Source organism: Microbulbifer mixtoriginis (SeqCode) (assembly GCF_052467945.1).
In genome coordinates, this window is sequence record NZ_CP174328.1 from 4,376,823 (window position 1) to 4,402,148 (window position 25,326).

27 protein-coding genes are annotated in these 25,326 nt (G+C 54.3%); 17 read left to right on the forward strand and 10 right to left on the reverse strand.

All coding sequences use genetic code 11. From position 1 onward, the window contains the following. Window positions 1-15: 15 nt before the first annotated feature. From ACJJIJ_RS19110 to ACJJIJ_RS19125, 4 genes are all read left to right on the forward strand, one after another. Complete coding sequence (locus ACJJIJ_RS19110) at window positions 16-354, forward strand: P-II family nitrogen regulator (RefSeq protein ID WP_252084145.1); 339 nt, start codon at window positions 16-18, stop codon at window positions 352-354. 54 nt (window positions 355-408) lie between these two features. Continuing rightward, window positions 409-1,668, forward strand: a complete 1,260-nt coding sequence (gene amtB / locus ACJJIJ_RS19115) for an ammonium transporter AmtB (RefSeq protein ID WP_252084146.1) — start codon at window positions 409-411, stop codon at window positions 1,666-1,668. 86 nt (window positions 1,669-1,754) lie between these two features. Next, complete coding sequence (locus ACJJIJ_RS19120; protein WP_152450594.1) at window positions 1,755-2,093, forward strand: P-II family nitrogen regulator; 339 nt, start codon at window positions 1,755-1,757, stop codon at window positions 2,091-2,093. Between the two features lie 372 nt (window positions 2,094-2,465). Then, a complete protein-coding gene (locus ACJJIJ_RS19125) occupies window positions 2,466-2,690 on the forward strand; it encodes a hypothetical protein (RefSeq protein WP_252084147.1) in 225 nt (74 codons plus the stop codon). Window positions 2,691-2,768: 78 nt separating this feature from the next. On the opposite strand, the gene ACJJIJ_RS19130 is transcribed toward ACJJIJ_RS19125, so the two are convergent. The 4 genes from ACJJIJ_RS19130 to lptM form a co-directional block, all read right to left on the reverse strand. Beyond that, complete coding sequence (locus ACJJIJ_RS19130; RefSeq protein ID WP_252084148.1) at window positions 2,769-3,506, reverse strand: DUF484 family protein; 738 nt, start codon at window positions 3,504-3,506, stop codon at window positions 2,769-2,771. A gap of 83 nt (window positions 3,507-3,589) precedes the next feature. After that, window positions 3,590-4,420, reverse strand: coding sequence for a diaminopimelate epimerase (gene dapF / locus ACJJIJ_RS19135; RefSeq protein ID WP_252084149.1), 831 nt, complete (start codon window positions 4,418-4,420; stop codon window positions 3,590-3,592). Between the two features lie 125 nt (window positions 4,421-4,545). Beyond that, a complete protein-coding gene (lysA, locus tag ACJJIJ_RS19140) occupies window positions 4,546-5,799 on the reverse strand; it encodes a diaminopimelate decarboxylase (RefSeq protein ID WP_252084150.1) in 1,254 nt (417 codons plus the stop codon). After that, window positions 5,796-6,116, reverse strand: a complete 321-nt coding sequence (gene lptM / locus ACJJIJ_RS19145; RefSeq protein ID WP_252084151.1) for an LPS translocon maturation chaperone LptM — start codon at window positions 6,114-6,116, stop codon at window positions 5,796-5,798. Before lptM ends, lysA begins: the two co-directional genes overlap by 4 nt. A 105-nt stretch (window positions 6,117-6,221) precedes the next feature. Between lptM and cyaY the strand changes: the two genes are divergently transcribed. After that, window positions 6,222-6,548 (forward strand): iron donor protein CyaY, encoded by a 327-nt coding sequence (gene cyaY, locus ACJJIJ_RS19150; protein ID WP_444923693.1) that lies wholly within the window; start codon window positions 6,222-6,224, stop codon window positions 6,546-6,548. Between the two features lie 75 nt (window positions 6,549-6,623). Here the strand turns inward: cyaY and argH are convergent, their stop codons facing one another. Beyond that, a complete protein-coding gene (argH, locus tag ACJJIJ_RS19155) occupies window positions 6,624-8,042 on the reverse strand; it encodes an argininosuccinate lyase (RefSeq protein WP_444938178.1) in 1,419 nt (472 codons plus the stop codon). An 89-nt stretch (window positions 8,043-8,131) separates the two neighbouring features. Here argH and ACJJIJ_RS19160 point away from each other — a divergent pair, with 89 nt between their 5' ends. After that, window positions 8,132-9,289 carry a sensor histidine kinase gene (locus ACJJIJ_RS19160; RefSeq protein ID WP_444938179.1) on the forward strand — a complete coding sequence of 386 codons (1,158 nt, stop codon included), beginning with the start codon at window positions 8,132-8,134 and terminating at the stop codon, window positions 9,287-9,289. Next, complete coding sequence (locus ACJJIJ_RS19165; protein WP_444899297.1) at window positions 9,286-10,026, forward strand: LytR/AlgR family response regulator transcription factor; 741 nt, start codon at window positions 9,286-9,288, stop codon at window positions 10,024-10,026. The genes ACJJIJ_RS19160 and ACJJIJ_RS19165 overlap by 4 nt, the downstream gene beginning before the upstream one ends. A gap of 3 nt (window positions 10,027-10,029) precedes the next feature. Here ACJJIJ_RS19165 and ACJJIJ_RS19170 read toward each other — a convergent pair whose 3' ends face one another. From ACJJIJ_RS19170 to ACJJIJ_RS19185, 4 genes are all read right to left on the reverse strand, one after another. Continuing rightward, a complete protein-coding gene (locus tag ACJJIJ_RS19170) occupies window positions 10,030-10,638 on the reverse strand; it encodes a LysE family translocator (RefSeq protein ID WP_444883422.1) in 609 nt (202 codons plus the stop codon). A gap of 11 nt (window positions 10,639-10,649) precedes the next feature. Next, window positions 10,650-11,399, reverse strand: a complete 750-nt coding sequence (locus tag ACJJIJ_RS19175) for an SDR family oxidoreductase (RefSeq protein ID WP_444938180.1) — start codon at window positions 11,397-11,399, stop codon at window positions 10,650-10,652. A gap of 247 nt (window positions 11,400-11,646) precedes the next feature. After that, the gene (locus tag ACJJIJ_RS19180) at window positions 11,647-12,798 is read right to left on the reverse strand and encodes a PilT/PilU family type 4a pilus ATPase (RefSeq protein WP_152450611.1); all 1,152 of its coding nucleotides are present in this window, start codon (window positions 12,796-12,798) and stop codon (window positions 11,647-11,649) included. A gap of 47 nt (window positions 12,799-12,845) precedes the next feature. Continuing rightward, window positions 12,846-13,880, reverse strand: a complete 1,035-nt coding sequence (locus ACJJIJ_RS19185) for a type IV pilus twitching motility protein PilT (RefSeq protein WP_252084158.1) — start codon at window positions 13,878-13,880, stop codon at window positions 12,846-12,848. A 69-nt stretch (window positions 13,881-13,949) separates the two neighbouring features. Between ACJJIJ_RS19185 and ACJJIJ_RS19190 the strand changes: the two genes are divergently transcribed. Both ACJJIJ_RS19190 and ACJJIJ_RS19195 read left to right on the forward strand, forming a co-directional pair. Next, window positions 13,950-14,654, forward strand: coding sequence for a YggS family pyridoxal phosphate-dependent enzyme (locus ACJJIJ_RS19190; RefSeq protein ID WP_444938181.1), 705 nt, complete (start codon window positions 13,950-13,952; stop codon window positions 14,652-14,654). Window positions 14,655-14,726: 72 nt separating this feature from the next. Beyond that, window positions 14,727-15,011: a hypothetical protein gene (locus ACJJIJ_RS19195; RefSeq protein WP_252084160.1), complete on the forward strand. Its 285-nt coding sequence runs from the start codon at window positions 14,727-14,729 to the stop codon at window positions 15,009-15,011. A gap of 59 nt (window positions 15,012-15,070) precedes the next feature. On the opposite strand, the gene ACJJIJ_RS19200 is transcribed toward ACJJIJ_RS19195, so the two are convergent. Then, window positions 15,071-17,074, reverse strand: coding sequence for a S9 family peptidase (locus ACJJIJ_RS19200; RefSeq protein WP_444938182.1), 2,004 nt, complete (start codon window positions 17,072-17,074; stop codon window positions 15,071-15,073). 142 nt (window positions 17,075-17,216) lie between these two features. Here ACJJIJ_RS19200 and proC point away from each other — a divergent pair, with 142 nt between their 5' ends. The 8 genes from proC (at window position 17,217) to hemW (ending at window position 25,265) form a co-directional block, all read left to right on the forward strand. Beyond that, window positions 17,217-18,050 (forward strand): pyrroline-5-carboxylate reductase, encoded by an 834-nt coding sequence (proC, locus tag ACJJIJ_RS19205; protein ID WP_444938183.1) that lies wholly within the window; start codon window positions 17,217-17,219, stop codon window positions 18,048-18,050. A gap of 63 nt (window positions 18,051-18,113) precedes the next feature. Then, window positions 18,114-18,722, forward strand: a complete 609-nt coding sequence (locus ACJJIJ_RS19210) for a YggT family protein (RefSeq protein ID WP_252084163.1) — start codon at window positions 18,114-18,116, stop codon at window positions 18,720-18,722. A 150-nt stretch (window positions 18,723-18,872) separates the two neighbouring features. Then, complete coding sequence (locus ACJJIJ_RS19215; protein ID WP_252084164.1) at window positions 18,873-20,840, forward strand: dynamin family protein; 1,968 nt, start codon at window positions 18,873-18,875, stop codon at window positions 20,838-20,840. Between the two features lie 103 nt (window positions 20,841-20,943). Beyond that, complete coding sequence (gene metX / locus ACJJIJ_RS19220) at window positions 20,944-22,149, forward strand: homoserine O-succinyltransferase MetX (protein ID WP_444938184.1); 1,206 nt, start codon at window positions 20,944-20,946, stop codon at window positions 22,147-22,149. Beyond that, window positions 22,140-22,730, forward strand: a complete 591-nt coding sequence (gene metW / locus ACJJIJ_RS19225) for a methionine biosynthesis protein MetW (RefSeq protein WP_252084166.1) — start codon at window positions 22,140-22,142, stop codon at window positions 22,728-22,730. Before metX ends, metW begins: the two co-directional genes overlap by 10 nt. Window positions 22,731-22,866: 136 nt before the next feature. Next, entirely contained in the window at window positions 22,867-23,310 is a 444-nt protein-coding gene (locus tag ACJJIJ_RS19230) for a DUF4426 domain-containing protein (protein WP_444938185.1), read from the forward strand. Window positions 23,311-23,440: 130 nt separating this feature from the next. Next, window positions 23,441-24,061 carry an RdgB/HAM1 family non-canonical purine NTP pyrophosphatase gene (gene rdgB, locus ACJJIJ_RS19235; protein WP_444938186.1) on the forward strand — a complete coding sequence of 207 codons (621 nt, stop codon included), beginning with the start codon at window positions 23,441-23,443 and terminating at the stop codon, window positions 24,059-24,061. Beyond that, a complete protein-coding gene (gene hemW, locus ACJJIJ_RS19240; protein ID WP_444938187.1) occupies window positions 24,051-25,265 on the forward strand; it encodes a radical SAM family heme chaperone HemW in 1,215 nt (404 codons plus the stop codon). The genes rdgB and hemW overlap by 11 nt, the downstream gene beginning before the upstream one ends. Window positions 25,266-25,326: the final 61 nt, after the last annotated feature.

Here is a 25,326-nt window from a genome sequence, read left to right on the forward strand (position 1 = left end):
TTTGGGGGGGAATCCATGAAATTAATCACCGCAATTATCAAGCCTTTTAAGTTGGATGCCGTGCGCGATGCCCTCAGAGAAGTGGGTGTTAATGGTGTGACTGTAACTGAGGTGAAAGGTTTTGGTCGGCAAAAGGGCCATACCGAATTGTATCGGGGCGCTGAGTATGTCGTGGACTTTTTGCCGAAAACCATGCTGCAGATTGCCGTAGAGGATTCTGAGTTAGACAAAGTTTTGGAGGCACTGGGCTCCAGTGCACACAGCGGAAAAATCGGTGATGGAAAAATATTTGTTGCCAACCTGGAGCAGGTAGTGCGCATACGCACCGGCGAAACCGGCAGAGACGCAATCTAACTCAATAGCAACAAACATAATTTTAAAAATATACAGACTTGAACGGAGAGAAACATGGAAAACCAGATATTTCAGTTGCAGTATGCAATTGATACTTTTTATTTCCTGGTAATGGGCGCCCTGGTGATGTGGATGGCTGCGGGTTTTGCCATGCTGGAAGCCGGCCTGGTACGCTCAAAGAACACTACAGAAATCCTCACCAAAAATGTTGCGCTGTTTGCAATAGCCTGCATTATGTACCTGCTCACTGGATACGCGATTATGTATGATGGCAACTGGATGCTATCTGGCATTGAGGCATTTAGCCTTGACACTGTACTGGCCGATTCCTCCAGTAATGGATTTGAAGGCGATTCCGTTTATTCGAGTGCTTCTGACTTTTTCTTCCAAGTCGTATTTGTCGCCACCGCTATGTCCATCGTGTCCGGTGCCGTGGCCGAGCGTATGAAGCTGTGGAGCTTCCTTGCTTTCGCGGTGGTATTGACTGGCTTTATTTACCCTATGGAAGGTTCCTGGACCTGGGGTAGCCAGGATGTCTTTGGTCTATTTAGCCTGGGTGACCTCGGTTTCTCCGATTTTGCCGGTTCCGGTATCGTACATATGGCCGGCGCCGCCGCCGCTTTGGCTGGCGTGCTGTTGCTTGGCGCACGTAAAGGTAAATACGGACCCAATGGCCAGGTTTATGCGATTCCCGGTGCCAATTTGCCACTGGCCACACTCGGTACCTTTATCCTGTGGATGGGCTGGTTCGGCTTCAATGGTGGTTCCGTATTAAAACTGGGCGATGCCGCCAGTGCGCATTCTGTAGCTATGGTGTTTGTTAATACCAATGCCGCTGCAGCCGGTGGTGCTATCGCCGCACTGATTACCGCCCGTTTGCTGTTCGGCAAGGCCGATCTCACGATGCTGCTCAATGGCGCTCTGGCGGGCTTGGTGGCAATCACTGCCGAGCCCTCTACTCCTACCGCGCTGCAGGCGACTGTGTTCGGTATGTTTGCCGGTGTTCTGGTGGTCTTCTCCATCATTACTCTGGATAAACTCAGAATTGATGATCCGGTCGGCGCTATTTCCGTGCACGGTGTAGTTGGTCTGCTCGGCCTTCTGTTGGTGCCCCTCACCAATGAGGAATCCACCTTTGCGGGTCAGTTGGTTGGCGCCTTGACTATCTTCCTGTGGGTCTTCGTAAGCTCCCTGGCGGTTTGGTACCTGCTCAAGTTGGCAACCGGTATCCGTGTCAGTGAGGATGAAGAGATGGAGGGTGTTGACTTGGCCGAGTGTGGAATGGAAGCTTACCCGGAATTTATGAGCAAATAGTCGCTCGGTAGTGGCGTCGCCTCAGTTTTGGGGAGATAGCCGCATTGAGGTTCCCGCAAAGAAGATAAACCAGGGGAAAACACAAGATGAAATTAATAACGGCCGTAGTGAAGCCCTTCAAGCTGGACGATGTGCGCACTGCCCTTTCCGAGGTCGGTGTCCAGGGAATGACGGTAACAGAGGTGAAAGGCTTTGGCCGCCAGAAGGGCCACACCGAACTCTACCGTGGTGCGGAGTATGTGGTGGACTTTCTGCCCAAGGTTAAACTGGAGCTGGCCGTCGATGACAGCATGGTGGATGCGGCTGTAGAAGCTATCACCAAAGCGGCGCAAACCGGAAAAATCGGTGATGGAAAAATCTTTATCACCGCGCTGGAGGAAGTGATCCGAATCCGTACTGGGGAAACTGGTAGCGAAGCGGTGTAATGTTTGCCGATTAATCAGGGTACTTCTATTAATAATGCCCAGTATGTTTAAGGCCCCGTAAGGGGCTTTTGCTTTACTTTATCCCCTAAAAATGATCCCTGATCGTCTCCTACTAGAAGGTTTCTCCCTACCTGTCACTTAAATCGCCATAACAAACTGCAATATCTCCTCGTTTTTTTCCCAACAAAAAACTCTACGGGCTCCGGTGCCTGCAGCTGGCAGCGTAGATTGTAAGTGCCTATATATTAATCGCCGCTTTTGATGCGGTGGGCGATTGCTACTCCGGTGGCTTTCAATTTCATTGGCGCCGCGGGAAGGGGCGGCACAGAGGTACTCCCTCTGTAACAGGAGTAAGGGTTACAGGGTTTTGCTATGAAAGATAGTTATGAAGATCAGGGTAAGAACGCTCGCAGCAAGGATACAGAGGAATTTGCCGAAGAGCGCTCCATTACCTCCCGTGAACGCGCCAGAAGCCAGCTGAGTTCTGATGTTGAGGAATTTCTAGCCGGTGGCGGGGCGATTAATGAAGTCGATCCAGACGTCACCGCCGACCCGCCACGGAAACCGCAGCCAAAATACGGTAGTCGACCTATTTAGTGCTTTTCAACGTTGCCGCCCCTGAGATCAGGTTGGCGGCAAAATCTTTTCTGCAGGAAACCCCGAAGCCTGTTGGCCTCAGGGATTCAGTAGCCTGGGCAGCAGGCGCTCCAAAACTTCGCCAATATAAGAGAGAAACAGAGTGCCGAGGCTGGAACGGTAGTATTGGGGATCGGATGATCCAACTGCCAGCATGCCGAGCTGATTGCCGAGCGGGACCACTGCGGCGGAGGCAATTTCCTGCCATTGGTCTCCGAATAAATACTCTCTTTCCCCGGGGCGCAAAATTCCACATATTGGGCGGCCATTACGCAATATGGCGCCAATGGCCGTCTCTGCGCTGGAGAGTGTGCTGGTGCGCACTTCACCGAGCTTGTCGGCTGACACGCCCAGCGGCCCAAATAGAGTTAGGCTGGTAAATTCCACATTGAAGTCATGGGAAAAGCTGTTGTACAGAGCCGTGGTGGCCTCACCAATGGTCTGTGCTTCCAGTAGGGCGAGGATCAGACGGCGGCTATTAAAAAACAACTGATCGTTATCGCGTGCATTGTGCAGTAATTGGTCGAGGCGTTGCCGCATCTCAATATTGCGCTCGCGTAGCAGATTGGTCTGATGTGTCATCAGCGACACGGTCTTGCCATTTTCCCGCGGCAGTTTGATGGTTTCGAGCAGGTCCATGCGCTCGACAAAAAACTCAGGGTTTTGCATTAGGTAGCGAGCTACCTGGCGCGCGAGCAACTTGTCATCGCGCTGGGTTTCCCTGTGGTTGCCGGCGACAATCTCATCAGAAGTTTGATTGGCGTCTGTGTGTTCCATCGTGTTCTGTTCACATTGGCGCGGGCGCGTGGTGAATCCTGTGCTCTATCGGAATTAGAGCTGAGGCTCGCCCGCTAAATTATTTAAACAATGATTTGCCCGTGGAAAACTGTAGTCGCGGGCCCGGTCATAGTAACCGGCTGATTCGGCCCACTCCAGTGGATTGTCAGGGACCCGCCGGGAAGGCGGATTTCCACCTGCTCATCCACCAGGTCGCGCAGGTGGGCATACACCATGGCTGCGCAGGCACCGGTGCCACAGGCGTGAGTTTCACCTACGCCGCGCTCAAATACACGCAACTGTGCCTGGCTGCGGGATTCGACTTGCAGGAAACCCACATTCACCTTCTGGGGGAAGCGGGGATGTGCCTCGATTAAAGGGCCGAGGGTCTCTACCGGGGCGCTGTGAATATCGTCGACCAACAGTATGGCGTGGGGGTTACCCATGGAGACTGCGCCGATGGTAAAGGTCTCGTCACTGGCTTCCAGCAGGTAGCTATCCGCACGGCGATCGGCATTGAACGGAATCTTCTCCGGCTCTAAAACGGGGGCGCCCATATCGACACTGACCTGGTCGTTATCCAGTACACGAAGGTGCAGCATTCCCGCAGCAGTCTCGACCTTGAGCCGTTTTTTTCCCGTCAGGCGGCGTTCGCGTACAAAGCGGGCGAAACAGCGTGCACCATTGCCGCAGTTCTCCACCTCGCCGCCATCGGCATTAAAGATTCGATAGCGAAAATCTGCCTCTGGCCCCCGTGGCGGCTCTGCCAGTAGTACTTGATCACAGCCGATGCCTAGGCGCCGATCGGCGATTCGGCGAATTTTATCTGGTGACAGCTTGAGTCTCTGGCTGATGCCATCGAGCATTACAAAATCATTGCCGAGCCCATGCATCTTGCTGAATTTAACGCGCATTCCATTTCTCTGTAAAACTGATTGAGCGGGCCATCCTAGGGGTGCTCGCCACCGGTGACGCTGGCATTGCTGGCGCCCCGGAATTCTGTTGGTTGGTAATTAAGAGGCAAGGGTGACACAAACCGTTAGACCTTTTCAGGCACCGGGGTCTCACCCCGAACCAGGTCGTCGAAAGTTTCCCGTGTGCGCACTAAATAGCTATTCTCGCCATCCACCAGCACTTCCGCTGCACGCGGGCGGCTATTGTAGTTGGAACTCATGGTAAAGCCGTAGGCGCCGGCGGACAGCATGGCCAGTAATTGCCCCTCGCGCAGAGCCAGGGCGCGGTTCTTGCCGAGGAAGTCACCAGTTTCGCAAACGGGGCCAACGATATCCCAGAGTGTGTCCTCACCGTCGCTCGGAGTAACCGGCACTATATCCTGCCAGGCCTGATAAAGGGCAGGGCGTAGGTTGTCGTTCATGGCGGCATCGACAATGGCGAAGTTGTGTCCTTCGGTGTGCTTCAGGTATTCAACCCGAGTCAATAGAACGCCGCCGTTAGCGGCAATCGAACGACCGGGTTCCAGTATCAGGCCCAGCTGGCGTTCGCCGATACGCTCCAGAACCGCTTGCAGATAGTCTGCAACTACTGGGGGCTCTTCACCCCGGTAGCGGACCCCGAGACCGCCGCCCAGATCCAGGTGTTCCAGCTGGATACCTTCGGCGGAGAGGGTGTCCACCAGCATCAACAGCCGGTCGAGAGCATCCAGGAAAGGGGCCACCTCGGTGAGCTGGGAGCCGATATGGCAATCCACCCCGGTAACTCTCAGGTGAGGTGAGCGCGCTGCGTATAAATACACATCCAGAGCGCTGTTGATGGCGACGCCGAATTTATTTTCTTTGAGGCCGGTGGAAATATAGGGGTGGGTTTGTGCGTCTACATCTGGGTTGACCCGCAGTGAGATTGGGGCAACAGCTTCGCACTCCGCCGCTACTTGCTCGAGGCGGCGCATTTCGGCCTCCGATTCGATATTGAAGCAGTGCACACCCACTTCCAGGCCACGGCGTATCTCGTCTGCGGTTTTACCCACACCGGAAAATACTATTCGCGAGGGATCTCCTCCCGCCAGCAATACCCTCTCGAGTTCGCCCCCGGAGACGATATCAAACCCAGCGCCAAGCTGGGCCAAAAGCGACAGGATACCCAGATTGCTGTTGGCCTTCACCGCATAGCAGATCAGGCCGGGGTGGCTGCCCAGTGCTTCGGCATAGGCTTGATATTGGCGCTCGAAGTGGGCGCGGCTATAGACGTAGGTGGGGGTTCCGAAACGCTCGGCGACCTCTTCCAGTGATACCTGTTCTGCCCACAGGCTGCCTTGGCGATAACTGAACTCACTCATTTCTGCGGTGCTTGCTCCTCTGGGTAGCCCTCTTCCGGGTAGTCTTCTGGCGTAGAGTAATCCCCGGGTTCTGAATAGTCGTTTGGTTCGGAGTACCCTTCCGGTACAACAGTTTCTCCGGCTGGAACAAGTACCGGCTCATCCGGCTCCACCGCCGTGCTACTAGTGGGCACCGTAGTGGGCGGGCCTGTGGTGATAGCAGGCGCGGGTTCGGCCGGCGCCTGGGGCAGGTACAGCGGTCCTTTCTGACCGCAGCCGCTGAGGAGTGCAGATGCACTCAGCAGGGCGCAAAGGGGGTAGAGCATTTTCTTTGGCATGGGTGACATCCTGCACTCGGGCTTTAGAGCGGTCTTCGGCAAAAGCCTGATAGTATAGCGAGCCAATAGATTGAACACAGTAGACGGTAACAGAAGTAATAAAAGATGAGCCAAACGGAATATGAAGCGGCCATTGAGCATACCCTGATGGCGATTGAGGATGCCCTGGACGATTGTGACTGGGATATCGATTACGAGCGCAGTGGTGCCGTGCTCACCCTGACCCTGGAGGATAATGGAAGTCAGGTTATTCTCTCCCGGCAATCCGCCAATCAGGAACTTTGGATAGCTGCCAAGTCGGGCGGTTACCACCTCTCGTTTACCGCGCCCGGCTGGAAATGCAGTACCACCGAGGAAAATCTACCGACCCTGCTCAATCGCGTGCTGAGCGAGCAGCAGGGTGAATCGGTCGAACTGGGATTACCGCAGTAATCCCGGTTTACTGATCGGCCGTACCCTAGGCGCCCGGATGCAAAAAACGGGCTCCTAGTCCTGCTGGGGCCTGCCTTAATGACGCCCTTCAATTTGCACTCGTGCTTGTGCACAGGCAGCGCGAACCTGATCGGGAGCGGTGCCGCCGATATGGTTACGAGCGGCTACTGAGCCTTCCAGGGTGAGCACTTCAAAGACATCCGCACCGATATCAGCAGAGAATTGCTGCAGCTGCTCTAAGCTCAGCTCCGCTAGGTCTTTCTGCTGTTCAATGGCAAAGGAAACCGACTGGCCGACGATCTCGTGAGCATCGCGGAAGGCAATGCCTTTGCGCACCAGGTAATCCGCCAGGTCGGTGGCAGTGGAGAAACCCTTGGCGGCTGCCGCCAGCATATTTTCTTTTTTTGCCTTGAGTGCGGGCACCATATCCGCAAAGGCGCGCAGGCAGTCCAGTGCGGTATCGGCAGCGTCGAATAAAGGCTCTTTGTCTTCTTGGTTGTCTTTGTTGTAAGCCAGGGGCTGGCTTTTCATCAGGGTCAGCAGTGCAATCAGGTGGCCGTTCACACGGCCGGTTTTGCCACGCACCAGTTCGGGCATATCCGGGTTTTTCTTTTGCGGCATAATTGATGAGCCGGTACAGAAGCGATCCGGTAGGTCTATAAAGTCGAACTGGCTAGAAGCCCAGAGCACCAGTTCCTCGCTGGCGCGGGAAAGATGGGTGAGCAGTAGGGCGGTGAAGGCGCAGAATTCAATGGCGAAATCTCGGTCGCTCACCGAGTCCAGGGAGTTCTCGGTCGGAGCATCGAAGCCCAGCAGTTCGGCAGTGCGCGCGCGGTCGATTGGGTAGCTGGTGCCGGCCAGTGCTGCGGCACCCAGGGGCGAGCGATTGACTCGTTTGCGGCAATCCATCAGGCGCTCGAAATCCCTGCTGAGCATGGCATTCCAGGCCAGCAGGTGGTGGCCGAAGGTCACTGGCTGCGCACTCTGCAGGTGGGTAAAGCCGGGCATAATGGTATCGGCTTCGCGTTCGGCCAGGTCTACCAACCCGGTTTGCAGTCGGGTTAATTCGGCGCCGATCCGGTCGATGCGGCCGCGCAGCCACAGGCGGATATCGGTGGCGACCTGGTCGTTGCGGGAGCGGCCAGTGTGCAGTTTTTTACCGGTGGCACCGATGCGTTCGGTCAGGCGCGCCTCGATATTCATATGCACATCTTCCAACTGCACCGACCAGGGAAAGTCACCCGCCTCAATTTCTACTGCAATCTCTTTCAGGCCATTGGCAATCTGGTGATATTCATCACCGCTCAATACCCCAACCTCGGATAGCATCTGTGCATGAGCGAGGGAACCCTGAATATCTTCCAGCGCCATGCGCTGATCGAAGGTGACAGAGGCAGTGAATCGCTCTACGAAAGCGTCGGTGGCTTCGCTGAAACGGCCGCCCCAGAGTTTGGCGGCGGGATTAGTGGAGGAGTCGGGTTTGTCGTTGCTCATGGTTTTCCTGGCTGCAGTGAGGTGAAAGGCCGGGGAGCTTGGTGGTATCGTGCGCTTTGAATATAGGGACAATCAAGAATAACAACTGCATGTCATTTCCCAGGCCGTCGGGCATTATATCGCAGAAAATTCGAAAAACTGACACTGATAGCAAGGATTCTGCGCTTTGCGGGCAGGTGCCTTTTCTTCCGGATTTATGCAGTGTCACCGCCCTGGCCGCATTGGTGTTGATGGGGGAATTGCTGGCCCTGGTTCTGGTGCTCGCCTTGGACGGGCTGCGCGACTTCAGTTGGCAGCGCCTTGGCCTAGTGTCCCTGGTGATTCAGTGGGTGATATTGCCCTGTGCCGCCGTGCTTTGCCGGCTGCGCCCCTATCTAGCCAAGTTACCCCACAAACATGCCGGCGCTATCAGCTTTATCGCGGTGTTGGGCGTGCTTGGATTAGTAATGGGGGTTCAGCGCTATGTGCGTGCTCTATTGCTGCAGGCGGATTTCGATTGGTGGGGACTGGCTAGTGATTGTCTCCTTGGGGCTATCTGCGCCGGGGTGGTATTGCGCTACGCCTATTTACAACAGCAGTTATACAACCAGCAACAGGCGGAACTGGGCGCGCGTATCGAGGCGTTGCAGTCGCGTATACGACCGCACTTTTTGTTTAACAGCATGAATAGCCTGGCCAGCCTGATCGCGGTAGACCCAGATCGCGCTGAGCGTTTGGTGGAAGATTTGTGCGTGTTGTTTCGGGCCAGCCTCGCCGACCCAAAGCTAGTGCCGCTGTCGCAGGAAATACAATTGTCCCAACGTTATCTGGAGATTGAGGCTCTGCGCCTGGGCGAGCGTTTGCAGCAGCAATGGCAGCAGCAGGGTACTTTGGAGGATATACAAGTACCCAGCATGTTGTTGCAACCATTGCTTGAGAATGCCGTTTTACACGGTGTGGCACAGCTGCGTGAGGGCGGCACAATTACTGTGGCCGTGAAAACTGGAGGCGGTGTTCTGTACATTGATATTGAAAACCCACTTCCGGCAGAAACTGTGCATTTCACCAGGGAAAGCAACGGGATGGCAGTGGAGAATATTCGCCAGCGCCTTGCCGCCTATTACGGTGATCGCTTCAAGTTTACCGCCGGTCGGGTGGGGGACCACTACCGAGTGCAGCTACAACTACCCTTGTTCCCCCGGGAGGTGGTTCAGCGTGAAACAAAACCGATCATAAATTCCAGTAGAGATACTGAGGTGATGGAGTGACCCAGTTGCGAGTCCTGATTGTCGATGATGAACCCCTGGCCCGCGCGCGGCTGCAGCGGCAGTTGTCTACAATCGAAAATTGTATTCCTGTTGGTGAAGCGGCGGATATTGAATCTGCGTTGATACAGGTGCAGATACTGGACCCAGATCTGGTATTGCTCGACATAGAAATGCCCGGCGGCAGCGGCTTGGAATTGGCCCAGCAGCTTTCCACACGCGAGTGCCCACCCGCGATAATTTTTTGCACTGCCCACGATGAGTTCGCCCTGCCGGCCTTCGCCACCGCCGCGGTGGGTTATCTACTCAAGCCTGTCAGCGTGGAGCAGTTGCGCCAAGCGCTGGCAAAGGTGCAGTGCCTCAATAAACCCCAACAAAAACTTGTTAGTGGTGACGAGAAGGATCGCGGTCGCAGCCGTATCAAAGCGGTGAGCCGTATGGGGGTCGAGCTATTGGAAGTGGACAGCATTCGTTGTTTGGTTGCTGACAGCAAATATGTGGTGGCCCATCACCCTGCCGGTGAGACGATCCTTGATGAGTCATTAAAAGAGTTGGAAAGCGAATTTGCCGAGCGCTTTGTTCGAGTGCACCGCAGTGCACTGGTGGCAGTAGCATTTATTACAGGCTTACGCAGAGACGGAGCGAATTATCGGGTGGAGCTGGAAGGGGTAACACAAGCCCCATTGGTAAGCCGGCGTATGCTGTCTTCGGTAAAAAACCTGATCACGGAGATTTGCTAGTAGTTAAACCATTCCGCGCAGGAACACGATTAGCACAGCTGCTACCATCAGAAGGGCAAAGCAAACTCTGATTATTCGTGCCTGTTTAGGTTTATGAAAAACCGGTCGCAAACTTCCTCCCAAACATAGCCAGATAAAATCGACCACAGCCGCGACTATCAAACAGACCATTCCAGTAGCAATGTAACTTAAGTTGCTTTCTTCAATTGGCAGTAAAAATTGGGAAAAGATGGCAAAGAAGGCGGCATAAGCTTTTGGGTTGAGTAGATTAAAAATAAACCCATCCAACAGTGATGGCGCTTGAGTTTCCGCTGATGGGTTTTTCTCCATTACCGGGGCTGTGGCAATTTTTATGGCGATATAGCCAATATACAAAGCCCCGCAAAGTTGTACGGCAAAGCGCGCCTCGGGCCAGGTTGCCAGCAGGGCCGCTATCCCGGCGGTTGCGCCCATAATTGCAACGCTTAGCCCCAGTAGGATACCGATAAGAAAATGGCTACTTTTCCTGATCCCAAAAGTTGCCCCAGAAGCGGCCAGCGCAAGTGGTGCGGGACCGGGGGAGCCAAGTAGCAGAGCTGTTGCCGCAACAAGGGAAAAAAGTGCTTCCAACATATATTCTTATCTTATTTTCCACCTGCGACATCAATAAATGAGCCGGTTGTAAAGGTTGATTCGTCACTGAGAAGCCAGGCCACTGCCTTAGCCACTTCTTCGGCTTGCCCGCCACGTTTGAGTGGAATTGCAGATTTTACTCGCTCAATTCTATCTGGTTCGCCGCCATCAGCATGCATTTCCGTGTAAATAAAACCCGGCCTTACACCGTTCACTCGAATCCCCTCACCGGCGACTTCTTGGCTGAGTCCGATGGTTAGAGTATCTACAGCACCTTTGCTAGCCGCGTAATCGATATATTCGTTAGGTGACCCTGAACGGCTGGCGGCGGATGAGATATTGACAATAGTTCCTCCGCTGCCCCCGCTTTTTGTTGACATCCTCTTAATCGCCTCGCGACAGCAGAGCAATGTACCGGTGATATTGGTCCGAAGAATCTCGTTGATACGCTGAGAATCCATTAATTCAACACGCATCTGCGGTTTAATGACTGCGGCATTGTTTACCAGGCTGTTAATCGGGCCGAGATTTTGGTCAACCTTTTCGAATAGACGGACAACCTCATCTTCTGAAGTGATATCGGCACGTGCCGCTATTGCAGTAACGCCCAAAGATTGAAGTTCATTTACTAGGTCTTCCGCTTGCTTCCTTCGTTCCCGATAGCTGATGGCAATCTGATATCCACGTTGAGCCAGTAGTTTTGCTGTGGCGGCACCGATTCCCCGGCTGCCTCCGGTTATCAAGGCAACTTTATTTTTCATTTCTATGGCCGCGATGAAGTGAGTAATTCGGTGAGGGGAGGAGAAGGGTAAGGAAATATTGTTCCCCAAGTCAAATAGTAGGTTGGGGCCCTGAGTATCTTGGAATAAAGCAGCTCGTAAATTATTGAGCGCAGCTTGCTGTGGACTTATCGGGAAATTAAAAGCGGTTTTTTCAGATGAGAACCGTTTACAGGTGTTAGGGCGTTGATTTTTCTGTAAACGGTTCTTGGATAGCTAAGCAGCAACCTTAGTAAAGTTGCGGCCCACCATCGCCGTACTCAGAGTCATTTTGTAGACTCAACTCGCCGGCTGCGCTGTTTAAATACTCCGCATCGGATTCAGACTTAAGCTTGATCATCAGGCGCAAGTCGTTGGCGGAGTCGGCATGGGCGAGGGCGTCCTCGTAAGTAATTTCGCCGCGATCGTAGAGTTCATACAGCGCCTGGTCGAAGGTCTGCATGCCCTGTTCGCCGGAGCGTTTCATCAACTCCTTCATCTTGTGCACCTGGCCTTTGCGCACCAGGTCTGACATCAACGGCGTGTTGATCATAATTTCCAGACAGGCGCGGCGGCCATCGCCATCCGGTGTTGGTACCAGCTGCTGGGCAACCATGGCCTTAAGGTTCAGGGACAGATCCATAAACAGCTGTTGGTGACGGTCTGCCGGGAAGAAGTGAATGATCCGGTCGAGGGCTTGGTTGGCATTGTTGGCGTGCAGTGTACACAGGCACAGGTGACCAGTTTCGGCGAAAGCAATGGCGTGCTCCATCGTTTCGCGGGAGCGCACCTCACCAATCAGGATGACATCTGGCGCTTGACGCAGAGTGTTCTTCAAGGCGATTTCGAAGGAGTCGGTATCCAGGCCCACTTCGCGCTGGGTCACAATACAGCCGCGGTGCTGGTGGATAAATTCGATCGGGTCCTCAATGGTGATGATATGACCCTTGGTGTTCTCATTGCGGTGGCCGATCATTGAGGCCAGGGAGGTGGACTTACCGGTACCGGTGGCACCTACAAAAATAATCAGCCCGCGCTTGGTCATGGCCAGATCTTTGAGTACATCCGGCAGGCCGAGGCCGTCAATGGTGGGGATTTTTGTTTCGATGCGTCGCAGCACCATACCCACCAAGTTGCGCTGGAAGAAAGCCGACACCCGGAAACGGCCCACGTTGCGTACCGCAATGGCGAAGTTTAATTCCTTCTTCTCGGCGAACTCACGGCGCTGTTTCTCATTCATGGTGCCCACTACTAGCTCGCGGGCTTTTTCTGGGGTGAGGGCACTGCTACTGCAAGGCACCACGCGGCCGTGCAGTTTGATGGAAGGCGGTACGCCGGCGGTGATAAACAGATCCGATGCACCTTTCTCTACTACCAGCTGTAGGAGTCTTTCTATATCCATGATTGTTACCGCGTATTATTTTTTGACTGAAGAGGGGCCGCTAATGCTTAGAAGTTTTCTGGCATCTTGGCTTTTTCCCGCGCGACTTCGCGGCTGACGATACGCCGTGCCACCAGGTCTTCCAGGCACTGGTCCATGGTCTGCATACCAACGCTGGCACCAGTCTGGATGGCGGAGTACATCTGCGCGATTTTGTCTTCGCGGATCAAGTTGCGGATTGCGGGAGTGCCGCGCATGATCTCGTGGGCAGCGACACGGCCACCGCCGTTTTTCTTCAGTAGTGTCTGTGAGATTACTGCTTGCAGGGATTCCGATAGCATGGAACGCACCATGGCTTTTTCCTGTGCCGGGAACACATCCACTACCCGGTCGATAGTCTTGGCGGCGGAAGTGGTATGCAGGGTGCCGAATACCAAGTGGCCGGTTTCCGCTGCGGTTAATGCCAGGCGAATAGTTTCCAGGTCACGCATCTCCCCCACCAGAATGATATCCGGGTCTTCACGCAGGGCCGAGCGCAATGCTTCTGCGAAGCCGTGGGTATCTCTATGCACTTCGCGCTGGTTCACCAGGCATTTTTTGGATTCGTGAACGAATTCGATGGGGTCCTCAATGGTGAGGATATGCTCGTATTTGTTGTCGTTGATATAGTCCATCATCGCGGCGAGGGTGGTGGACTTACCGGAGCCGGTGGGCCCTGTGACCAAGACCAGGCCGCGCGGAGTATCGGAGATCTGTTTGAAAACTTGGCCCATGCCCAGATCCTCCATGGTTAAAACCTTGGAGGGAATGGTCCGGAATACGGCACCGGCACCGCGGTTGTGGTTAAAGGCGTTCACACGAAAGCGGGCTACACCAGGTACCTCGAAAGAGAAGTCGGTCTCGAGAAATTCTTCGTAGTCCTTACGTTGCTTGTCGTTCATGATCTCGTAGATCAGGCCGTGCACTTGCTTGTGTTCCATGGCCGGCAGGTTGATACGGCGCACGTCGCCATCCACACGGATCATCGGCGGAAGGCCTGCGGAGAGGTGCAGATCCGAAGCGTTTTGTTTGGCGCTAAAGGCGAGGAGTTCAGTGATATCCATACTGCTACCTTATGGTTCTTGTTTGGGCTCAGGTAAAATCGCCACTCATTTCGGTAAGGGCCTCAGTATATGCGCAAAGCGACAATCGTCGAAAACCTGAATGCAGTAGGTGAGCGGATTGTGACCTGCTGCAACAACTGCGATCGCGATCCTGCAGAAATCACTCTGCTGGCGGTTTCCAAGACCCGCCCAGCGGAGGATTTGCGTATCGCCTATGCGGCCGGTCAGCGACACTTTGGCGAAAACTATTTGCAGGAAGCCCTGGAAAAACAGGATGCCCTACAAGATCTGGATATCCATTGGCATTTCATCGGGCCATTGCAGTCGAATAAGTCTCGCGCGGTAGCCGAGCACTTTGATTGGATGCATACGGTGGATCGACTGAAGATCGCCCAGCGTCTATCATCCCAGCGGCCAACTAATTTGGCTCCCCTCAATATCTGTCTGCAGGTCAATATCGATAATGAGCAGAGCAAGTCTGGCATAGCTCTACAGGATTTGGAGGCACTGGCGCGGGAAATAGTGCAATTGCCGGGGCTGCGCCTGCGTGGTTTGATGGCGATTCCCGCGGCGCGACAGACAGTACAGGCGCAACGCCAACCTTTTTTAGAGATGGCGCGCCTGCTGCATTCTCTGCAAGAGTTATTTCCCAACGAGGAGCTGGATACACTTTCCATGGGTATGTCTGCCGATATGGAGGCGGCGATTGCCTGCGGTGCGACCATTGTGCGCATCGGCACAGATATTTTTGGCGCGCGCAATTACTCTGAATGAAAGATCCTATTTTGATCCGAACGCTTGCCCGAAGTTCTAGGGCTGAGTTTGTGGGGAAAGTGTAAGAGACAAATGAAACGCTCAGGGACTCTCGAAGTGATATTGCTGGGGTTGACGCTATGCGCAGTGATTTCCCTGTCTATGGCGCACACCCTGCTGGTGACCTGGATGGCCTTGGAATGGCTGGCTTTTCTTTGCCTGCTTTCCTTTGCGCTACCTAAGGTCACACTGATCACTAATTTCTTAGACCGCACCGTCTCCCAGGCCCTGTGGCCTGAGAGCCGGCACTGGTTGTGGATACTTGCCATAGCGCTCAACCTGATCGCTGTTGTGGAAACATTGAGTTTAAGGCCTTAAAAAATAAACGGCCCACAGGGCCGTTTATTAAGCATTACGATTTAGAAGAGCCTTTGTCACTATTCAACTAAAGTCAGTTTTTCCTTCTGTGTTTCGTCGAGCAAGTGTTCGGCAAAAAACAGCGCGGTAGCCTGGGTGAAGACATCATTGTTTTCCTTTTTACGGTAGCCGTGCCCCTCATTTAACGCATTCATGTACCAAACCTGATTACCGCTTGCTCGCAGTGCCGTCACGATCTGTTCCGCTTCTGTGACGGGGACGCGGGGGTCGTTTTGTCCCTGCACCACAAACATGGGTACCTGGATTTTTTCCACATGGTTGTTGGGGCTGATACCTTCCAGGAATTCGCGCATTTGCGGATCGCGTTCGTCACCGTATTCCACACGGCGCAGGTCCCGGCGATAACTCTTGGTATTGGTGAGGAAGGTGACGAAATTGGAGATGCCGACAATATCCACGGCTGCTTTTAGGCGATCCGAATAGTGGACGCTGCTGGCCAGTACCATATAGCCGCCGTAGCTACCACCGAAGACGGCAACCCGCTTGGCATCCAGGTCCGGCTGGGTGGCGATCCAGTCAAATAGCGCGCCAATGTCTTTCACCGAATCTTCACGTTTGTAGCCGTTGTCCATGGCCAGGTAACTTTTTCCGTAGCCGGCGGAGCCGCGCACATTAGGAGCGATCACTGCAGCCCCCAATTTCTCCAACCACAGTTGGTACTTGCTGGAAAACAGTGGGCGGTACTGAGCTTCGGGGCCACCGTGAATGGAAATAATGACCGGCACAGGCGCCTTTATATCGCGTGGTTTGTAGACGAAGGCGGGAATCTTGCGTGGCTCGCCATTTACCTTATCGAAAGTGGGGTAGTGCACCAGCTTGGGCTCGATAAATTGCTCGGTATCCAGGCCGCCCACCTCACTAAATGTCCAGCGGTTCAGATCGCCACTGGATAGGGGGCGCCGGCCCAGATCCAAAACAAAGGTATCAGTGGGGGTTTTGGGGGTGTTCAGTGATAACGCTAACTTGTCTCCGCTGGGGTTGAACTCGATACCGCCGATCACACCAATAGGTAGTGTGTCGACTTTGCGGTAGCGATCATTGCGCGGATCGTACAAGTACAGTGCCGACATGCCGTTCTCGTTGGACACGAAAGCACCGCGGCGGCCGTCCTCACTAAGGACAAAGCTGCTGATATCCCAGGGAATACCGGCGCTAATAATTTTCTCATCGCCGCTGGCTAGATCTTTGCGGATCAGTTGGGTGAACTCGCCATTTTTATCGCTAACCAGGTATATGGAGCGGTCGTCGTAGCTAAAGCCGGCGGGAAAGTTGCGAGAGTCTTTTTCATCATCACCGGAGAGCAATGTTATTTCGCCGCTGTCCAGGTCCAAAAGGTGAACTTTAGAGCGGGTGGAAGAAATATATTGCAGAACCAGTAGCTGGCTGCCGGATTGAGAGAAGTCACTGGGTCCCCACCAGCTACCATCCTCCGATTTTAGTATCAGGCGATCTTCATTTTTCTTGTCGCCAATCATAGTCAGCCAGATATCGTTGGCCCTACCATCGCGGCGGGTGCTTTGGTAAGCCAGGGCCGAGCCCTGCTTATTCCAAAGAATGGCACCATTGCGAGATTCGCCATCGCTGAGCATCTTGCTCTTACCGTTGGCACTGTCAAATAGGAAAATCTGCGCATATTCGTTGCCGCCGGCGTCCATGGTGTAGGCCAGCTGTCGGTGCTGGGGGCGGGTAAGTACTTCCCCAATGGGTTCGTCAAAAAAAGTCAGCTGGCGGCGGGCTCCTCCAGCGCGCTCTACCTTGTGCAGCTGGTTTACTTCGCCAAAGCGGGTACTGATATACATACCGCTGCCTTGCATATCCCAGCCGCGAAAACTGGCTGAGCGCACATTCTGGTAGCGGTCGAGCTCTTCAACCAGGCTCGCTGGAATTGGGGGAATGTCGTGTAACTGCAGCTGGCCATTGTTCTCGGTGCGGGTCTCCACTCCATGGGCAACAGCAGCCGCGCTGAGCATTGCGGCGGTCACCAAATAGCGCCATTTCAACATAGTGTTCTCCTTGGCTAGCGCGCTGGGGCGCGCTTCTCTTGTTATTGGAATTGAGCGACCACATATTATCGGAATCCCTGCGGGGTATAACAGCCAGTAAAACTCACAGAGAATGAGGCGAATGCTCGCCGAGGTAACCCAAGTGACTGCAACAAATCCCAAAATTGTTTTTATCGGCGGTGCCGGAAATATGGCCGGTGCGGTAATCGGTGGCCTGCTGGCGGCGGGATACCCGGCCGATAGAATTGTGGCTACCGGGCGTGATCCCCTCAAACTTGAGGCGTTTGCCAAGCGCCACAATACCGTGGTGCACAGTGATAATATCGATGCGATTGATGGCGCAGATGTCATCGTTTTGTCAGTAAAGCCCCAGGTAATGCGCGATCTGTGCATGGATTTGAGCCCCCACCTGAAAGGGCGCAAGCCGCTGATTATTACTTTGGCCGCAGGTATTCCCTTGGCTGCCTACCAGCGTTGGCTGGGCGAGCATCTGCCGATTGTACGCGCTATGCCCAATACGCCGGCTCTAGTGCAGAGTGGGGTGACCGGGTTGTTTGCAGATGAGGCGGTAACTGCGGAGCACCGCGCCATTACTGCGCGCATAGTCAACGCAGTAGGTATCTCCCTATGGGTGGATAAAGAAGAGGGTATCGACCAAGTGATCGCTGTGGCAGGGTCGGCGCCGGCGTACTTCTTTCAGTTTATGGAGGCGATGATCGACGCCTCCGCAGCCAGTGGCTTTGCCCGCGCCGATGCCGAGCGCCTCGTGTTGCAAACTGCCCTGGGCGCCGCCAAACTGGCCATGACCAGTGATGTAAATGTAGCCCAGTTGAAGCGCAATGTGATGTCGCCGGGTGGTACCACCGAGCGCGCTGTGCAGCGCTTTGAGCAGGGCGGCCTGCCGCAGTTGGTGGCCGATGCCATGCGCGATTGTGCCGAGCGCGCTGCAGAGATGGCTCGCGAACTGGACCAATAAACTTATCAACACAATAAATGGTGCAGGCTGCGCCGCGAGTTGATCACTCTTTAGGGATTTTCAATGACAAGTACCTTCAGCAACATCGGTGTTTTCCTGGTGGCTACCCTGGGTATCCTCTATCTATTTGCGGTATTGATGCGTTTTTTGCTGCAATTGGCCCGGGCAGACTTCTATAACCCGATTTCTCAGGGCATCGTTAAAGTTACCAATCCGCTACTACTGCCACTACGCAAGGTGGTGCCGGGTCTCTTCGGCGTGGATATGGCCTCGGTAGTGCTGGCCTTGCTGGTGGGTCTAGTGATGATACTGGTTTGCGGTGCGTTTGCCGGATTTGGTCTTTTCAATCCCCTGAGTGCACTGCTGTGGTCTCTGATCGGCTGTGTCGCTACCGTGATCGCGGTCGTGTTTGTGGGAATGCTGATTTCCATTGTGTTCAGCTGGATCGCTCCGCAGAGCAGCCACCCAGCACTGATGCTACTGCGCCAGTTGCTAGAGCCCTTCTGCGCACCGGTACGCCGCTTGATTCCGCCTTTGGGGGTGATCGATATCAGCCCTATCTTCGTGTTTATTTTACTTACTGTGGCGGATAAGTTGCTATTAGGCTTTGCCAGTATGGCCAATATGCCGCGCTTTGTTTATAGCCTTTTCTGGCATATCCCCGGTTTTTAAATTGACTACTGTGCGCTTTTCTTCCACCGCGCGCACTGGATCGCATTTGGCGCAGTGTTAGACTTTTATACTAACGGCTACTGGACCAACTCAGCTTTGAGTGTTTTGGGTCGGTAGCCCGCAGAGTATAAATTACAAGAATACTGTGAAATGGAAGACGCACTCCTACGCCAACATATCTCTGAATACGATCGCTGGAAAAAGAATCTGGATCGACAATTCGCCCAGTTCAGTCAGTGGTTACAGCAGCATTTCCCCAACTCTGCCGGCGCCTGCCAAGTTGTACAACAGGCCCGTGCGCTTCTCAGCGATGATCAGTTCACCTTGGTGTTTGTGGGAGAATTTTCCCGTGGCAAAACCGAGCTGATCAATGCCCTCTTGGCACAGACCTACGGTCAGCGGCTGCTACCCTCCAAACCCGGCCGCACCACCATGTGCCCAACGGAGATCTTTAGCGATGGCGGAGAGCGCGCCAGCCTGCGCCTGTTGCCCATTGAGACCCTGGCGACCAATACCAGCCTTGAGAGCTTCCGGCGAATTCCACAGAAGTGGGTCACGCACGAGTTCGACGCCAATAATCCCGATGCGACCCGCGAAGCTCTGCTAAAAGTGGCCGCCACCAAATCGGTGTTGCCGGAGGAGGCTGCGCGTTATGGCTTCGATCGCCGCCATCTGGATGACAAAGGCAATTTGGTGGAAATTCCCGCCTGGCGATATGCGCTGATCTGCCTGCCGCATCCACTGTTAGATCAAGGCCTGCGGATTATTGACACACCGGGACTCAATGCTCTGGGCAATGAGCCGGAGCTGACTCTGAGCACACTGCCTGGCGCCCAGGCCGTGGCATTCTTGCTGGCCGCCGATGCCGGTGTCAGTGGCACTGATATGAATATGTGGGAGACCCACCTGGCTCCTTTGCGTGAACATCGCGGCACTCCGGTTATGGCGCTGCTGAATAAAGTGGATGTGCTTTGGGATGATCCAGATGAAGATGCGCAGCAACTGCTACGGCGCATGCGTTCTCAGGTTGCAAAATTACTGTCCCTGCCACAGGAGAGTGTCACCGGGGTCTCGGCAAAAATGGCCCTGTTGGCGCGTCAACAGCAGGATGTCGAACTTTTGCGCAACAGCTGTTTTACTGATTTTGAAAAGCTGTTGGTTCAACGTTTGCTGGAGCACCGCCAAAAAGTAGCGGAACACCGCTCTCTGCACCAGGCCCTGACGTTGATGGCGGATACCCGCGATCTGCTCAAGCGCAGGCTCAACAGCGGCCGTGCGGCGCTGATGCATTTGCAGCGCAATAGTGCCAGCACTGAGGAGCAACTGACCGAGTTGGGCCAGTTGCAGCAGACTGTGCGTGAGCAACATAAGCTCTGCCATCAGGAGTTACTCACCCTGAAGTCTAGCCAGCGCATGCTAATGCGGCAGAGTACGGCCCTACTCGCGCCTATTACCATTCAGCAGCTGCAACGGTTGGTTGATGAAACCAGTAAGGCGCTGCATAAGCGTTGGACACCCATGGGACTTGCCAAGGCCATCGATACTTTTATGGAGGGAGTCGATTGCCAGCTAGCCACCTTAGAGCGGGAAGTGGATCAGGCGAATCGACTGTTGGATGCGATTTTTGAGCGTTCCAGCCTGAAGAAGGTGGACAGTGCCGAACAGTACTTCACCATTCGCCAATTCCGTATCACCCTGCGCGGCTTACACCGCCAGGCGGCCCAGCTGCGACGCTCCCCACAGCTTTTACTGGCGCGGCGCAACCGTTTGAGCGAGCGTTTTGTTACGACTCTGGCCAGTGAGGTAGGACGCCTGTACAGCGAAATGGGTGCCGCGGCAGAAAACTGGCTTGAGCAGGCGCTGGAACCACTCAAACAACATACACAATACCAAAAACATCTTTTGAATCGGCACTTGATCAAATTGACCGAGCTGAAGCAGAAAACCCGAAGTCGGCACACCGATTTGCGTACCCTAGAGGATGAGGTACTGCGCAATGATCGGGCCCTGTCGGCACTGGAGGACTTGCTGCGCTACAGTACTTCGGCACCACAGCCTTTGGCGCCAGCGCCGCGCGCGCACAATGTCACCCCACTGAAACCAGCTCTGACGACTTAACACTCTCGCCGGCGGTTGCTAATTGTCATAAGTTGCAGCACTCCCGTACACTTGCTGCAGTGACAATAACCAACCGCCAAATAACCCGACAGATACAATTACTTTGTCCACGGAAAACCCCAGCCCCTCCCGCGAGGCACCCAGCACAGCAGATCACGGCTCTGTAGGTCTTGTAACAGCAAAGAGCCACAAGTTTTGTGAACCTCTGCAGTTGGCTTGCGGGCGTGTTTTACAGGACTACACCCTAGTCTATGAAACCTATGGCGAAATGAATGCCGATAAAAGTAACGCGGTGTTGATTTGCCATGCGCTATCCGGTCACCACCATGCTGCGGGCAGGCACAGTCCCGAGGACAAGCGCCCAGGATGGTGGGACCACTATATCGGTCCCGGTAAGCCCATCGACACCAATAGGTTTTTTGTGGTGGCGGTCAATAACTTGGGCGGCTGCCATGGTTCTACCGGACCCGTCTCTATCAATCCCGCCACGGGTAAACCCTGGGGCCCGGATTTTCCCTCCTTGCGAGTGCGCGATTGGGTACACAGCCAGGCGCGCTTGGCAGATATTCTTGGCATAGAGCAGTGGGCCGCAGTGATTGGTGGCAGCCTGGGGGGAATGCAGGCCATGCGTTGGTCTCTGGAGTACCCGGAACGCTTGCGCCATTGCGTGGTGATTGCTTCGGCGTTGAAACTCTCGGCGCAGAATATTGCTTTCAATGAGACCGCACGTCAGGCGATAACCTCGGATCCGGATTTCTGTGCAGGGCGCTATCTGGAGGAGGGGAAACTGCCTCGAGGAGGTTTGGCTGTCGCGCGCATGATTGGCCACATTACCTATCTTTCCGATGATGGTTTGGCGCATAAATTTGGTCGTGAACTGCGTTCCGGCAGCTTCCAGCAGGGCGTTGACGAAGAGGTGGAGTTCCAGATTCAGAGTTATTTGCGCTACCAGGGTGATAGCTTTTCCAGCAGTTTCGATCCAAATACCTACATCCTTATGACACGAGCGCTGGATATTTTTGATCTCGCACGGGAGTACAACGACGACCCAGTAGCGGCTTTTGCCCATGCGCGTTGCCGCTTCCTGTTGATCTCCTTCACTTCGGACTGGCGCTTCGCCCCCAGCCGCTCGCGGGAAATCGCCGATGCGTTGATGCACGCCAATCGGGCGGTGAGTTATGCAGAAATAGAGTCCGCCATGGGACACGATGCTTTCCTGTTGCCAAATAAGCGCTACGAGGGCGTCTTTCGTGCCTACATGCAGCGTGTAGCGCTGGAGCACAAAGCAGGGCAGCCCGCATGCGTATAGATCTCAATGTAATCCAGGAATGGATAGCACCCGCAAGCCGAGTACTCGATCTGGGTTGTGGTGATGGTGAACTGCTGGAACAGTTGCAGAAGAACAAAGACGTTGTCGGTTACGGACTGGAAATAGATGCGCAGCAGATACACCGTTGTGTGCAGCGTGGGGTCAATGTCGTCGAGCAAAACCTCGATGCGGGGCTTACCAATTTCGCCGATGCCAGTTTCGATACCGTGGTAATGACCCAGGCCCTGCAAACGTTGAGGCACCCGCATCTAGTGGTGGGTGAAATGTTACGAGTTGGGCGCGACTGTATTATCACCTTCCCCAACTTCGGCCAGTGGAAGGCCCGCTGGCACCTGGCTTTTTCTGGGCGTATGCCGGTTTCCGATTTATTACCATTTGAATGGTATGACACACCCAATATTCATTTTTGTACTTTTCGAGACTTCGAGGTGCTGTGCGGGCAGAACGATTGGACTATTTTGCACCGCCAGGTAGTATCTGAGTCGAAATTAGGGGTGGTCTTTAAAGACTTTTTGCCAAATTTATTCGGTGAGACCGCGATATACCACCTGACTCGCTAAACTAATATCTGCGCCAAGTTTTTGTTCCGGGTCTCTGGGGCAAACTGCTGATATGGGTGATTATCGCTCTGGCCAAACCGCCGGGTCTGCCCGGTTATTCAGTTGAAAGGGCGCTCATAACAATTGGAGGTGACCCGTGAACCGCATCTTTAATGTCGCTGCCGCTCTTACGCTGCTCTTCCTGACTACTAGTGCCATGGCACAACAGGCCCGTGTTATTAAGAATTACGAGGACTTCGGAGATTACCGGGTGATTTTCTCGGTGTTCAACAGTGACTTTATCCAGCCGGACATCGCCCAACAGTACCAACTGGTGAGGGCTAAAGACCGCGCCTACGTGAATGTCTCTGTGGTGAAAAAAGATGGTGGTACCAAGGGCCTCAGTGCGGAGATGTCCGGCAATGCGACAAACCTGATTCAGCAGTCGCGACCGCTGAAGTTTAAAGAAATTCGGGAAGGCGACGCGGTTTACTATTTGGCACCCTTGCGCTTTGAAAAAGAGGAAACTCTCACCTTCAATGTGGATGTGACTCTGCCCAATGGCAAGAAACAGACAATTTCCTTCCGTCGCAAGCTCTAGCGGCAATGGTGAATGATCTGAGTGAGCGATTCTCTCTGTTTATACGGCTGCAAGCTGTGTGATCAAGAAAGACTTCTCAATTAAACTGAATCCTTTACGGGCCCAGAGCCCGTTTTTTATTTGATATGGCATGTTAAAAAGAATTGTTTTGGCCAGCGGTAACGCCGGCAAATTGCGAGAATTTTCCCAACTCTTCAACAGCTGGGACATCGAGGTTCTGCCACAGTCTGAATTCGGTGTGAGTGATGCAGAGGAAACCGGGCTCAGCTTTATTGAAAATGCCCTGATCAAAGCACGCCACGCCAGCCGCATTAGCGGCCTCCCGGCGCTGGCCGATGACTCTGGGTTGGCAGTGGATGTGCTCGGTGGTGCGCCGGGAATCTATTCGGCGCGATATTCCGGCGAGGGTGCTACGGATGCAGGCAATAACAGCAAGCTGCTTGAGGCCTTGCAAGGGATCGAAGAGGTGCGTCGTGGTGCCAGTTTCCACTGTGCACTAGCCTTTGTACGCAGTTTTGATGACCCGGTCCCCCTAGTATGTAGTGCCCAGTGGCGCGGCCGTATACTCAATGAGCCTGCCGGTGAGCAGGGCTTTGGCTACGACCCCCTGTTCTTTGTGGATGCGGAAGGAATGACCTCTGCGCAGATGCCGAGAGAGCTGAAAAACCGCATTAGCCACCGCGCCCAGGCAGTGGTGGCATTTGAAACGATGTGGCAGGAAACTATGCTGGGTACCGATCTTGCAGGATAGAAACCATAGTTTGCAGTTACCGCCGCTTAGCCTTTACGTACATATCCCCTGGTGTGTGCGTAAATGTCCCTACTGTGATTTCAACTCCCACCAGGCGAGCAGAGATCATACGGATACGGAGTATGCTCTCCCACAGGCGGACTATGTGGCGCAATTGCGCCGTGATTTGATCAGCCAGCTGCCTTGGGTGCAGGGACGCAAGCTGCGCTCGATTTTCTTTGGTGGTGGTACCCCGAGCCTGTTTTCTCCCGAAGCAATCGGCCAGATCCTGATAATGGCTGAGGAGCTGGTTGGCTTCAGTGAGAATATTGAAATAACTTTGGAAGCCAATCCGGGTACTTTCGAGCAGGCTAAATTCACCGGCTATCGGGCCGCAGGGGTTAATAGACTCTCGATTGGCGTGCAGAGTTTTAGCAGTAGCCAGTTGCACAATCTGGGCCGCATCCACAGCGGCGAAGAGGCCAGTGAGGCCCTAGGGATGGCGCGGAAGGCCGGCTTCGATAATATCAATCTCGATCTGATGCATGGTCTGCCTGGACAGACAGAGGCTGAGGCTCTGGAAGACCTGCAGCGCGCTGTCTCCCTGGCGCCTGAACATATCTCCTGGTACCAATTAACCATTGAACCCAATACAGCGTTCTACAGCGCTCCCCCCTCGACACCGGGGTCACAGCTGATCGCCAGTATGCAGAGCCACGGGCGCGAGTTCCTTGCCTCGGAGGGATACTTTCGCTACGAGGTGTCCGCCTACAGTGGCAGGGGACTGGAGTCGCGCCACAACCTCAACTATTGGGGCTTTGGCGATTACCTGGGCATTGGTGCCGGAGCCCACGGCAAAGTCAGCTTGCCTGCAGAGGGGAAGGTATTGCGCAGTCGCCGTACGCGAACTCCAAGAGACTACCTATCGATTGCACCCCAGGGGGGGGAGTTGTTGCAGCGCGCACTGGCTGAGCCCCATATTGATTCAATAGAGTTTAGCGATTTGCCCCTTGAGTTCTTGATGAACGCCCTGCGCCTGGTCGAGGGTGTACCGGTAGATACTTTTGAGCGCTATACCGGCCTATCATTGGAGGCCCTGCAGCGACATTGGCCTGGGCTGATGGCTATGGATCTGGTACAGCCGCTGGAGCGCCGTATTGCTGCCAGTGCCTTTGGCTTTGACTATCTTGATGAGATTCTTCAGCGGTTTTTGGAGCAGGCCTGATATATGAGCAGGGCTTGAAAACGGAATTAATGCCCCAAAATCTGGGCTGATCGGCGCAGTA